The 12743-nt window shown below is 72.3% G+C and carries 10 protein-coding genes; all 10 read left to right on the forward strand.

The window, feature by feature from the left end:
* The first annotated feature begins 450 nt into the window (after positions 1-450).
* The 10 genes from GD970_RS17230 to GD970_RS17280 all read left to right on the forward strand — a co-directional run bounded on the left by GD970_RS17230 (position 451) and on the right by GD970_RS17280 (position 12709).
* Positions 451-1995 carry a peptide MFS transporter gene (locus GD970_RS17230; RefSeq protein WP_152204143.1) on the forward strand — a complete coding sequence of 515 codons (1545 nt, stop codon included), beginning with the start codon at positions 451-453 and terminating at the stop codon, positions 1993-1995.
* Between the two features lie 70 nt (positions 1996-2065).
* Complete coding sequence (gene ilvD / locus GD970_RS17235) at positions 2066-3775, forward strand: dihydroxy-acid dehydratase (RefSeq protein WP_152204144.1); 1710 nt, start codon at positions 2066-2068, stop codon at positions 3773-3775.
* 251 nt (positions 3776-4026) lie between these two features.
* Positions 4027-6333, forward strand: a complete 2307-nt coding sequence (locus GD970_RS17240; protein ID WP_152204145.1) for a carbon starvation CstA family protein — start codon at positions 4027-4029, stop codon at positions 6331-6333.
* Positions 6330-6581 carry a YbdD/YjiX family protein gene (locus GD970_RS17245; protein ID WP_152204146.1) on the forward strand — a complete coding sequence of 84 codons (252 nt, stop codon included), beginning with the start codon at positions 6330-6332 and terminating at the stop codon, positions 6579-6581. Before GD970_RS17240 ends, GD970_RS17245 begins: the two co-directional genes overlap by 4 nt.
* A 37-nt stretch (positions 6582-6618) precedes the next feature.
* Positions 6619-6822, forward strand: coding sequence for a DUF4177 domain-containing protein (locus GD970_RS17250; protein WP_152204147.1), 204 nt, complete (start codon positions 6619-6621; stop codon positions 6820-6822).
* 55 nt (positions 6823-6877) lie between these two features.
* Positions 6878-7675 carry a 4a-hydroxytetrahydrobiopterin dehydratase gene (locus GD970_RS21760; protein ID WP_170297240.1) on the forward strand — a complete coding sequence of 266 codons (798 nt, stop codon included), beginning with the start codon at positions 6878-6880 and terminating at the stop codon, positions 7673-7675.
* Between the two features lie 221 nt (positions 7676-7896).
* Positions 7897-9750 carry an acetolactate synthase large subunit gene (locus GD970_RS17265; protein WP_152204148.1) on the forward strand — a complete coding sequence of 618 codons (1854 nt, stop codon included), beginning with the start codon at positions 7897-7899 and terminating at the stop codon, positions 9748-9750.
* Positions 9751-9763: 13 nt separating this feature from the next.
* Positions 9764-10297 carry an acetolactate synthase small subunit gene (gene ilvN / locus GD970_RS17270; RefSeq protein WP_152204149.1) on the forward strand — a complete coding sequence of 178 codons (534 nt, stop codon included), beginning with the start codon at positions 9764-9766 and terminating at the stop codon, positions 10295-10297.
* Between the two features lie 93 nt (positions 10298-10390).
* Positions 10391-11419 carry a ketol-acid reductoisomerase gene (gene ilvC, locus GD970_RS17275; RefSeq protein WP_152204150.1) on the forward strand — a complete coding sequence of 343 codons (1029 nt, stop codon included), beginning with the start codon at positions 10391-10393 and terminating at the stop codon, positions 11417-11419.
* A gap of 234 nt (positions 11420-11653) precedes the next feature.
* Positions 11654-12709: a 3-isopropylmalate dehydrogenase gene (locus GD970_RS17280; RefSeq protein ID WP_152204151.1), complete on the forward strand. Its 1056-nt coding sequence runs from the start codon at positions 11654-11656 to the stop codon at positions 12707-12709.
* Positions 12710-12743: the final 34 nt, after the last annotated feature.

Genomic DNA, 12743 nt, shown 5'->3' on the forward strand with positions numbered 1-12743 from the left:
ACCATCACCATCCGCGCCGGCGACCACGACATCACCGCCGCCGACCCCCTACCCGCCGACCTCACCCAGGCCCTGACCCGCATCCACGCTCCGGACGGCACGTGGCACTAAATTGAGCCAACTCAGGCTGCTGGCGCGCGTGCTCGTCGGCGCCATGCAGCGCGGCCTGCGTCGGCTCGGACGGGACGACGGCTCGGACGGCAGCGGCCCGGGGTGACCCGCCGTCCCCGAGAGCCCGCCCCATAGAGAGGTCAGTCGACGGCGGCCCCGGTGAGTGAGGTGCCGCTGGGCCGGGCGGTGCACCGCCGGTCGTGACCGTCCGGGCAGGCACGCGGGCGGTGGCCAGGTCCGATTGCGGCGCCCTAGGCGCTGGCGCATCCTCGTACGGAGCCGGGCGCGCATGTCGGCAGGACGCCCGCCCATCCCGCGCACATTGGATAGGCCCCAATCATGTCCGATCCCCAGTTCTCGACGAACCACGACGTGCCGAGCACCGCCGGCACGACGGCGCGAGTGCCCCGCGACCGCGCCTTCTTCGGGCACCCGCTCGGTCTGATGACGCTGTTCAGTACCGAGCTGTGGGAGCGCTTCAGCTACTACGGCATGCGCGCGATCCTGCTGTACTACCTCACCGACACCGTCGCCAACGGCGGCCTCGGCATCGCTCAGACGAGCGGCCTGGCGCTCGTGTCCATCTACGGCACGTCGGTCTACCTGCTCTCCGTCGTCGGTGGCTGGATGGCAGACCGGGTCATCGGGGCCCGGCGCTCGGTGCTGTACGGCGGCATCGTCATCGCCGCGGGGCACGTCCTGCTGACCATCCCGGCGGCGACGTCGTCCTTCGCCGGCATCGCCTGCGTCGCGCTGGGCACCGGGCTGCTCAAGCCGAACGTCTCGAGCATGGTCGGCGAGCTCTACGACCGCGGTGATCCGCGCCGCGACGGTGGCTTCTCGATCTTCTACATGGGCATCAACCTCGGGTCACTGGCGGCCCCGTTCCTCGTCGGGCTCGCTCGCGCCTGGGGTGGCTATCACGCCGGGTTCGCCGCCGCCGCCGTCGGCATGGCCCTGGCCCTGGCGTTCTTCGTCGGCGGCCGGCGGCTGCTCGGCGGGGCCGGTGACGCGGTGCCCAACCGGCTCCAGCCGCACGAGGGCCCCGCCGTCCTGCGTTGGTGCGTCATCGGCCTGGTCGTCATCGCGGCGGTGGTCGCCGTCGTCCAGCTCGTCACGCGCGGCTCGCTGCTGACGACGTTCATCGACACGATGTCGATCCTCGCCTTCGCCACCCCGGTCATCTACTTCATCGTCATGTACCGCTCGCCGCGGGTGACCGATCACGAGCGGTCCCGCGTCGTCGCGTACATCCCGCTGTTCATCGCCGCGATGCTGTTCTGGATGATCTTCGAGCAGGCCGCGACGACGATGGCCGCGTTCGCGGAGCACCGCACCCAGCTCAGCGTCTTCGGGGTCACGCTGGCGCCCGAGCTGTTCCAGTCCATCAACCCCTTCCTCATCGTGATCCTCGCGCCGGTCTTCGCCGTCCTGTGGGACCGCCTGCAGGGCCGCCCGCACACGGCCGTGAAGTTCGCGCTGGGGCTGGGCCTGGCGGCGCTGTCGTTCTTGTTCCTCGCCGCCATGTCGGCGGTCTACGCCGACACGCTGGCCCCGCCGTGGGTCCTGGGCCTGACCTACCTCCTGCAGACCCTCGGCGAGCTGTGCCTGTCGCCCGTCGGTCTCGCGGCCACCACGCTGCTGGCGCCCGCGGCGTTCCGCAGCCAGGCCATGGCGCTGTGGTTCCTCGCGCCCGCGGCCGGCCAGGCGATCACCGCCCAGCTGGTCCAGGTGACCGAGGGCGTCTCCGACTCCGCCTACTTCGGCGGCATCGGCGTGGTCGCGCTGGTCATCGCCCTGATCCTGCTGGCGCTGTCGCCATGGGTCACCCGGCACATCCGCGCCGGCGCCGAGACGACGTCGGAGGCGGCGCTGGAGTCCTGACGGTGTGCGCGGCGTCCGCACTGCGACCCGCGGGCCTGCGACGTCGGCGGCTGGTCCTAGACTCCCGGGCATGAGCACCGACGCGCCGGCCCGGCCGGACATCAAGCCCCGCAGCCGCCAGGTCACCGACGGCATCGAAGCCACGGCCTCGCGCGGCATGCTGCGTGCCGTGGGCATGGGTGACGAGGACTTCGCCAAGCCCCAGATCGGTATCGCCAGCTCCTGGAACGAGATCACCCCCTGCAACCTCTCCCTCAACCGCCTGGCGCAGGCGGCGAAGGAGGGCGTGTTCACCGGGGGCGGCTACCCGCTGCAATTCGGCACCATCTCGGTCTCGGACGGCATCTCGATGGGGCACGAGGGCATGCACTTCTCCCTCGTCTCGCGCGACATCATCGCCGACTCGGTCGAGACCGTCATGCAGGCCGAGCGGCTCGACGGCTCGGTGCTGCTCGCCGGCTGCGACAAGTCCCTGCCGGGCATGCTCATGGCGGCCGCCCGCCTCGACCTGGCCAGCGTCTTCATCTACGCCGGCTCGATCATGCCCGGTCACGTCAAGCTCACCGACGGCACCGAGAAGGACGTCACGATCATCGACGCCTTCGAGGCGGTCGGCGCCTGCTCCCGGGGCCTGATGAGCCACGAGGACCTCGGCCGCATCGAGCGGGCGATCTGCCCGGGCGAGGGCGCCTGCGGCGGGTACTACACCGCCAACACCATGGCCACCGTCGCCGAGGCCATGGGCATGTCCATCCCCGGCTCGGCCACGCCGCCGTCGGCGGACCGGCGCCGCGACGCCGCCGCGCACCGCGCCGGCGAGGCGGTCGTGGAGATGCTGCGGCAGGGCATCACTAGCCGCGACATCATGACCAAGGCGGCCTTCGAGAACGCCATCGCGGTGGTCCAGGCCTTCGGCGGCTCCACCAACGCGGTGCTGCACCTGCTCGCCATCGCCCACGAGGCCGACGTCGACCTCACCCTCGAGGACTTCGCGCGCATCGGCGCCAAGGTCCCGCACCTGGCCAACCTCAAGCCCTACGGCCAGTACGTCATGAACGACGTCGACCGGGTCGGCGGCATCCAGGTCGTCATGAAGACGCTGCTGGACGAAGGCCTGCTGGACGGGGACTGCATGACCGTCACTGGCAAGACCGTCGCCGAGAACCTCGAGAAGCTGCGGCCCGAGACCCCGGACGGCAAGGTGCTGCGCCCAGCGAGCGACCCGATCGCGCCCACCGGCGGGATCACCGTCCTGCACGGCTCCCTCGCGCCCGAGGGTGCCGTGGTGAAGTCGGCCGGTTTCGAGAGCAGCGTCTTCGAGGGCACCGCCCGGGTCTTCGACCGCGAGCGGGCGGCCATGGACGCGCTCGAGGACGGCACCATCACCCACGGCGACGTCGTCGTCATCCGCTACGAGGGCCCCAAGGGCGGTCCCGGCATGCGCGAGATGCTCGCCATCACCGGCGCCATCAAGGGCGCCGGGCTCGGCAAGGACGTCCTCCTCATGACCGACGGCCGCTTCTCCGGCGGCACGACGGGCCTGTGCGTCGGGCACATCGCCCCCGAGGCGGTCGACGGCGGCCCCATCGCCTTCGTCCGCGACGGCGACCGCATCCGCCTCGACGTCGCCGACGGCACCCTCGACCTGCTGGTGGACGAGGCCGAGCTCGCCGAGCGGCGCCAGGGCTGGGAGCCCCTGGCCCCGAAGTTCACCCGCGGCGTGCTCGGCAAGTACACCAAGCTGGTGAAGTCGGCCTCGCGCGGCGCCATCCTCGAGTAGGCCCGCGCCCCTGACACCACGGCGGCCCGCACCGATCGGTGCGGGCCGCCGTCCGCGTCTCCGTCCCGGGCGGCCGTGCTTCGTCGTCACGCGCGGCCGTTCGGCGCCTCCGCCGCGGTGCGCCGGCCGGCCCCGGATGTGACCGCGGACACGGCCGGGTGTATAAGGGTAGGCATCGGCACCCGACGGGCCCGGTCGTGCCCGTCGACCGCGGCACCACCGCGGAGCCCGGGGGGAGAGGAACGACGCTGATGTTGGACACCAAGGTCTCCGAGCACGTCACAGTGGTCCGGACCAACCCAGACCGGCCGCCGGTCGCGATCATCGACCGCAGCCCGATGACCCCGCGGAAGAAGCTTCTCTTCGCCGCGATCGCCCTCGTCGCCGCGGTCGCCTGGGCGATGATCGCCTTCGTCCGCGGCGAGGCCGTCAACGCCCGCTGGTTCGTCATCGCGGCGGTGGGCACCTACATCATCGCCTACCGGTTCTACGCCCGGCTCATCGAGTACAAGGTGGTCCAGCCGCGTGACGACCGGGCCACCCCGGCCGAGATCTACCGCAACGGCAAGGACTACGAGCCCACCGACCGGCGGGTGCTCTTCGGGCACCACTTCGCCGCCATCGCCGGCGCCGGCCCGCTCGTCGGACCGGTCCTGGCCGCCCAGATGGGCTACCTGCCGAGCCTCATCTGGATCGTCATCGGCGGCGTGCTGGCCGGCGCGGTGCAGGACTACCTCGTCCTGACCCTCTCGACGCGCCGCCGCGGCCGGTCCCTGGGCCAGATGGTGCGCGACGAGACCGGCACCATCGGCGGCGTCGCCGGCCTGATCGGCGTCTTCGCCATCATGATCATCATCATCGCGGTGCTCGGCCTCGTCGTCGTCAACGCCCTGGCCGAGAGCCCGTGGGGCGTGTTCTCCATCGCGATGACCATCCCCATCGCCCTGTTCATGGGCGTGTACCTGCGCTACCTGCGGCCCGGCAAGGTCGCCGAGGTCTCCGCGATCGGCGTCGGCCTCCTGCTGCTCGCCATCATCGCCGGCGGCTGGGTCAACAACACCGCCTGGGGCCAGGAGTACCTGACCCTGAGCAAGGTCACCCTGGCGTGGTGCCTTATCATCTACGGCTTCGCCGCCTCCGTGCTGCCCGTGTGGCTCCTGCTGGCCCCACGCGACTACCTCTCGACCTACATGAAGGTCGGCACGATCGCGCTGCTGGCCATCGGGATCCTGTGGGTCGGCCCGCAGGTGGAGGCCCCGGCCGTGAGCCACTTCGCCCTGGCGGGGACGGGGCCGGCGTTCGCGGGCAAGCTCTTCCCGTTCCTGTTCATCACCATCGCGTGCGGCGCGCTCTCCGGCTTCCACTCGCTCATCTCCTCGGGCACCACGCCCAAGATGCTGGAGAAGGAGAGCCAGGCGAAGATCATCGGCTACGGCGGCATGCTCACCGAGTCCTTCGTCGCCGTGATGGCCCTGGTGACGGCGGTCGTCATCGACCAGCACCTCTACTTCGCCATGAACGCCCCGGCCACCATGACGGGCGGGACGCCGGAGACGGCCGCCGCGTACGTCAACGGCCTCGGCCTCGGCGCACCGGACACCACCCCGGCCGCCATCGCCGGCGCCGCCCAGAGCGTGGGGGAGCACTCGATCATCTCCCGCACCGGCGGCGCGCCGACCCTGGCGTTCGGCATGTCGCAGGTGTTCGCCAGCGCCCTGGGCGGGGACGCCCTCAAGGCGTTCTGGTACCACTTCGCCATCATGTTCGAGGCCCTGTTCATCCTCACCACGGTCGACGCCGGCACGCGCGTCGCGCGGTTCATGCTCACCGACACCCTGGGGAACCTGGGCGGGTCCTTCAAGAAGTTCCGCGACCCGTCCTGGCGCGTCGGCGCCTGGGTCGCCTCCGCCGTCGTCGTCGGGCTCTGGGGCGCGATCCTGCTGATGGGCGTCACCGACCCGCTGGGCGGCATCAACACCCTGTTCCCGCTCTTCGGCATCTCCAACCAGCTGCTCGCGGCGATCGCGCTGACGGTCGTGTTCGTCGTCGTCATGAAGAAGAAGCTCTACAAGTGGGCGTGGATCCCCGGGGTGCCGCTGGCCTGGGACCTCATCGTGACGATGACGGCGTCGTTCCAGAAGATCTTCAGCCCCGACCCGGCGATCGGGTACTGGGCGCAGAACCGCCGGTTCGTCGAGGCCAAGGCGGCCGGCCAGACCAGCCTGGGGACCGCGACCGACCCCGCCGCCATGGACGCCGTCATCCGCAACACCTACATCCAGACGACGCTGCAGGCGCTGTTCGCGGTGCTCGTGCTCATCGTCTTCTTCGCCGGGATGGTGATGGTGATCCGCTCCGTCCGGGCCGGCGGGCTGCCGACCACCGAGGAGGGGGAGGAGCCCTCGCACCGGTTCGCCCCCACCGGCCTGGTGGCCACCCAGTTCGAGAAGGACATCGAGAAGGAGTGGCTCGCGGTCGCCCCTGAGGGCGTCTTCCACGGCGCCCAGGGCCACGCGCAGGACCGCGCCCAGGAGAACGCGGCGGAGCGGCCGCGATGACCGCGCCCACCCCCACGCCCGGCGCCGGCACCGTGCCGGCGCCCGGCGCGGGCGCATGGGCGGCGCTGGCGCGCGCCGCCCGCGGCGTGCGCTGGTACGTCACCACCCTCATGGGCGACCGGGACTACGAGTGCTACGTCGCCCACCTGCGCCGGGCGCACCCCGACGCCCCGGTGCCCACCGAGAAGGAGTTCTGGCGCCAGCGGTGGGCCGAGCAGGACGCCAACCCCGGCGCGCGCTGCTGCTGACGCCGCGCGTGGCGCCGCTGAGACGAGGAGGGGCCCGATGGCCTACGAGTACAAGGTGGTCCAGCTCCGCGAGGGGCTCATCGGCGGGAAGATCTCCGGCGACAAGCTCGAGAAGCTGCTCAACGAGCATGCGCGCAAGGGCTGGCAGCTCAAGGCCATCACCTCCGTGGACGTCAAGGGCCGGGTCGGACCCGGCGGCGTCGAGGGCCTGCTGGTGACGTTCGAGCGCGCCACGGGCTGAGCACCCCCGCCCACCGGCCCTCGACCGCGGTGGCCCGCGGTGCCACCCTGGGGCGATGACGACGGTGCTGACGGCGGCGGAGGTCCAGGGCCGCGAGGGCCTGGGGGACTGGCGCGTCGTGGCGGGCCGGCTCCATGCGACCTTCCGCACCGGCACCCTCGCCCGCGGCATCGAGCTCGTCCGCCGCGTGGGCGAGATCGCCGACGAGCTGGACCACCACCCCGACCTCGACGTGCGCTACTTCCGGGTGCACGTCCGCAGCGTCACTCACGACGCGGGCGGTCTGACCGAGCGGGACGTGCGCCTGGCCCGCCGCATCTCCGCCGTCGCCGCCGAGCTCGGGCTGACGGCCGAGCCCGGTCGGACCCAGCAGGTCGGACTCACCGCGGGCGTGGGAGACGTCGCGGCGGCGCAGGCGTTCTGGTCCGCGGTGCTCGGCTACCGGCTGCCGACGGTGCCTGGCGCGGGCGACGACGCGGGAGACCCGACGGCGGTGGTGCTCGCCGATCCCGCCGGACGGGGGCCCACCGTCCGCCTCCGCCCGGCGGCGGCGCCCACCGTTTCGGGGGCGACCGGAGCGGCGAGCGGGGAGACCGGGCCGGCTGGTGGTGAGACCGGGGCGGCGGCCCGGGGAGCCGGCCCGGCGCCGCGGGACGACGTCGCCGCCGCCCAGGCGGTCATCGTGGACGTCCACGTCCCCCACGACCTCGCCCCCGCCCGGCTGCGCGCCGCGCTCGACGCCGGAGGGCGGCTCGTCGACGACGCCGAGGCCCCGGCCCGGTGGGTGCTCGCCGACCCCGACGGCACCCGGGTGCGCCTGTGCACGTGGCAGCCGCGGTCGTCCACTGGCTGAACCCGTGAGCCACGATGTGAGACGGGCGGGGCGGAGCGTGACGTGGGGCGCCCGGATGGCTATCGTGGGCGTCATGCAGTTCCGGGTAGACGTAGTTCGGCGGCGCGCAGCCGCTCGGTGAGCCGAGCCTGCGCGCACCCCTCGAGCACCCCGCCCAGGCGGGCCGAGGGGTTTTTTCATGCCAGCACGTCGACCAGTCCGCACCACGTAGGAGGCACACCATGGCCAAGGCACCGCACCCGGCGCCGCCGCGCCCCGCCGGTCAGGCACCGGCCGCTCCCGTCCGCATGGCGCCGACGGCAGCGCCGTCGGTGGCCCAGGTCTCCGAGCCGTCCACCGGCGCCCGCAACATCGTTCGCGCCCTCGAGGAGGTGGGCGTCGACACCATCTTCGGCATGCCGGGCGGGGCGATCCTGCCCACCTACGACCCGCTGTACGACTCGACCAAGGTCCGCCACATCCTCGTGCGCCACGAGCAGGGCGCCGGGCACGCCGCCACCGGCTACGCCGCCGCGACCGGCAAGGTCGGCGTCTGCATGGCGACCTCCGGTCCCGGGGCGACCAACCTCATCACCGCGCTGGCCGACGCCCACATGGACTCCGTGCCCGTCGTCGCCATCACCGGGCAGGTCGGCGCCTCGATGATCGGCACCGACGCCTTCCAGGAGGCCGACATCGTCGGCGCCACGATGCCGGTGACCAAGCACTCCTTCCTGGTCACGGACGCCGAGGAGATCCCGGCCCGCATCGCCGAGGCGTTCTACATCGCCTCCACCGGCCGCCCCGGCCCGGTCCTGGTCGACATCGCCAAGTCCGCCCAGCAGGCCGGCGCCACCTTCAACTGGCCGCCGCAGATGGACCTGCCCGGCTACCACCCGGTGACCAAGCCGCACGCGCGCCAGGTCCGCGAGGCCGCCCGGCTGCTGGCCACCGCCCGGCGCCCGGTGCTCTACGTCGGCGGCGGCGCCATCCGCGCCAACGCCGCCCCCGAGCTGCGCCAGCTCGTCGACCTCTCCGGCGCCGCCGTGGTCACCACCCTCATGGCCCGTGGCGCGGTGCCCGACTCCCACCCGCAGAACCTGGGGATGCCGGGCATGCACGGCACCGTCGCCGCCGTCGCCGCCCTCCAGCAGGCCGACCTCATCGTCGCCCTGGGGGCGCGCTTCGACGACCGCGTCACCGGCAAGCTCGACAGCTTCGCCCCCAAGGCCACCATCGTCCACGCCGACATCGACCCTGCGGAGATCTCCAAGAACCGCTACGCCGACGTGCCGATCGTCGGCGACCTCCGGGAGGTCGTGGCCGACCTCGTCGTCGACCTCAAGGCCGCCCACGTCCAGCACGGCCAGCCGGACCTCGAGGCCTGGTGGAAGCAGCTCGACGACCTGCGCAGCACCTACCCCCTCGGCTGGGCGCCGACGGAGGACGGGCTCATGGCCCCCCAGCACGTCATCTCCCGGCTGGGGGAGATCGCCGGTCCCGACGCGGTGTACGTCTCCGGCGTCGGCCAGCACCAGATGTGGGCCGCGCAGTTCATCCGCTACGAGAACCCCCGCACCTGGCTGAACTCCGGCGGCCTGGGCACCATGGGCTACGCCGTCCCGGCCGCCATGGGCGCCAAGGTCGGCCGCCCGGAGGCGACCGTGTGGGCCATCGACGGCGACGGCTGCTTCCAGATGACCAACCAGGAGCTGGCCACCTGCGCCCTCGAGGGCATCCCGATCAAGGTCGCGCTGATCAACAACTCCTCGCTCGGCATGGTCCGCCAGTGGCAGACCCTCTTCTACGAGGGCCGGTACTCCCACACCGACCTGCACACCGGGCACGAGACCCGCCACATCCCCGACTTCGTCAAGCTCGCCGAGGCCTACGGCTGCGTCGGGATCCGCTGCACCTCGACGGCGGACGTGGACGCGACCATCAAGCGCGCCATGGAGATCGACGACCAGCCCGTCGTCGTCGACTTCGTGGTCAGCCGCGACGCCATGGTCTGGCCCATGGTCGCCGCCGGCGTGAGCAACGACGACATCCAGTACGCCCGCGGCATCACGCCCGCGTGGGACCGCGACGAGTGAGCAGGAGCAGCAGATGAGCCTCAGCGACAGGCACACCCTGTCCGTGCTGGTGGAGAACAAGCCGGGCGTGCTCACGCGCGTCGCGGCCCTCTTCGCCCGCCGTGCCTTCAACATCCACTCCCTCGCGGTGGGGCCGACCGAGCACCCGGAGATCTCCCGGATCACCGTGGTCGTCGACGCCGCGGACCTGCCCCTCGAGCAGGTGACCAAGCAGCTGAACAAGCTGGTCAACGTGCTCAAGATCGTCGAGCTCGAGCCGGACAGCTCGGTCCAGCGCGAGCTGCTGCTCGTCAAGGTCCGGGCCGACGACGCCTCCCGCACCGCCGTGCTGCAGGTCGTCGAGCTCTTCCGGGCGCACGTCGTCGACGTCGCCCCGGACGCGGTGACCATCGAGGCCACCGGCTCCGACGGCAAGGTGAAGGCCCTGCTCGCCGCGCTGGAGCCGCACGGCATCCGCGAGATCGTCCAGTCCGGCGCCGTGGCCATCGCCCGCGGCTCGCGCTCCATGACCGACCGGGCGGCCGAGCGCGTCGTGCGCCCGGCCTGAGACCACCCCAGCCGGGAGGCGGACGGGCACGCGGTGCCCCGCGCCGGACCTGGCACGCTTGACCCATCCACCCAGATTCGAAGGAGTACCACCGTGGCAGAGCTGTTCTACGACGACGACGCCGACCTGTCGCTCATCCAGTCCAAGAAGGTCGCCATCATCGGCTACGGCAGCCAGGGGCACGCGCACGCGCTGAACCTGCGCGACTCCGGCGTCGAGGTCGTCGTCGGCCTGCGCGAGGGGTCCTCCTCCCGCGCCAAGGCGGAGGAGCAGGGCCTGGCGGTCGCCACCGTGGCCGACGCGGTCAAGCAGGCCGACGTCGTGATGATCCTCGCCCCCGACCAGGCGCAGCGGAAGCTGTACGCCGACGACATCGAGCCGAACCTCAAGCCCGACGCGGCGCTGTTCTTCGCGCACGGCTTCAACATCCGCTTCGGCTACATCAAGCCGGGCGCCGGGCACGACATCGCGATGGTCGCGCCGAAGGGCCCGGGCCACACCGTGCGCCGCGAGTACGAGGCCGGCCGCGGCGTGCCCGTGATCGTCGCGGTCGAGCAGGACGCCTCCGGGCAGGCCTGGGACCTCGCGCTCAGCTACGCCAAGGCGATCGGCGGGCTGCGCGCCGCCGGCATCAAGACCACCTTCACCGAGGAGACCGAGACCGACCTGTTCGGCGAGCAGGCGGTGCTCTGCGGCGGCGTCTCGCAGCTGATCCAGTACGGCTTCGAGACCCTCACCGAGGCGGGCTACCAGCCCGAGGTGGCCTACTTCGAGGTGCTGCACGAGCTGAAGCTCATCGTCGACCTCATGTGGGAGGGCGGCATCTCCAAGCAGCGCTGGTCCATCTCGGACACCGCCGAGTACGGCGACTACGTGTCGGGCCCGCGGGTGATCGACCCGCACGTCAAGGAGAACATGAAGGCCGTGCTCGCCGACGTCCAGTCCGGCGCCTTCGCCGACCGCTTCATCAAGGACCAGGACGCCGGGGCGCCCGAGTTCAAGGAGCTGCGCGCCAAGGGCGAGCAGCACCCGATCGAGCCCGTCGGTCGCGAGCTGCGCAAGCTCTTCGCCTGGACCGACACCCGCGACGCCGACTACGTCGAGGGCAGCGCGGGCCGCTGAGCGACCCCGCTCCCCGGGGCGGTGCCGCCGCGGCCACGCGCCGCGGCGGCACCGCCCCGCTGTACCAGGGCCCGGCACCGGCGGTCCTGCTGCACCCGGGTCCGGCAACCGGCGCCCCTGCTGCACCCGGGTCCGGCAACCGGCGCCCCTGCTGCACCAGCCCAGCACCATTGCCGGTTCACATGATGAGATATCGGTCCCGAAACGTGGACCCGAGAGGTAGGGTGATGAGCCATGACGCGCACGATCAAGCTCGCAGTGGTGGCCGGCGACGGCATCGGTCCCGAGGTGGTGGCCGAGGGCCTGAAGGTTCTCGACGTCGCCCTGGCCGGCTCCGACGTGCGCGTGGAGCGCACCCCGTTCGATCTCGGCGCCGCCCGCTGGCACCGCACCGGCGAGACGCTCACCGACGAGGACCTCGCCGCGATCCGCGAGCACGACGCCATCCTGCTCGGCGCCATCGGTGACCCCACCGTCCCCTCCGGCGTCCTCGAGCGCGGGCTCCTCCTCAAGCTGCGCTTCGCCCTGGACCACTACGTCAACCTGCGCCCCTCCCGGGTCTACCCCGGTGTTCCCACGCCGCTGGCCGACCCCGGCGACGTCGACTTCGTCGTCGTGCGCGAGGGCACCGAGGGCCCCTACGTCGGCAACGGCGGCGCGATCCGGGTGGGCACCCCCCACGAGGTGGCCAACGAGGTCTCCGTCAACACCGCCTTCGGCGTCGAGCGGGTCGTGCGCGACGCCTTCGCCCGCGCCCAGGCCCGCCCGCGCAAGAAGCTCACCCTCGTGCACAAGCACAACGTGCTCGTCCACGCCGGGCACCTGTGGCGCCGCACCGTCGAGGCCGTCGGTGCGGAGTTCCCCGACGTCGCCGTCGACTACCTGCACGTCGACGCGGCCACGATCTTCCTCGTCACCGACCCCGCCCGGTTCGACGTCATCGTCACCGACAACCTCTTCGGCGACATCCTCACCGACCTCGCCGCGGCGATCAGCGGCGGCATCGGCCTGGCCGCCTCGGGCAACATCAACCCCGACCGGACCACGCCGTCGATGTTCGAGCCGGTGCACGGCTCCGCCCCCGACATCGCCGGGCAGGGCAAGGCCGACCCCACCGCGACCGTGCTCTCGGTCGCCCTCATGCTGGAGCACCTCGGGCTGACGGACCAGGCGCGCCGGATCAGCGACGCCGTGGCCGCCGACATCGCCGAGCGGGACGGCGCCGCGCGCTCGACCAGCGCCGTCGGCGACGCCCTGGCCGCGCGCGTGGCGGAGCGAGTACCGGCCTGACCGGCCCGTCCCTCCGTCCCCGCACGGTCACCGA

Source organism: Georgenia thermotolerans (assembly GCF_009193185.1).
GTDB classification, from domain to species: domain Bacteria; phylum Actinomycetota; class Actinomycetes; order Actinomycetales; family Actinomycetaceae; genus Georgenia; species Georgenia thermotolerans.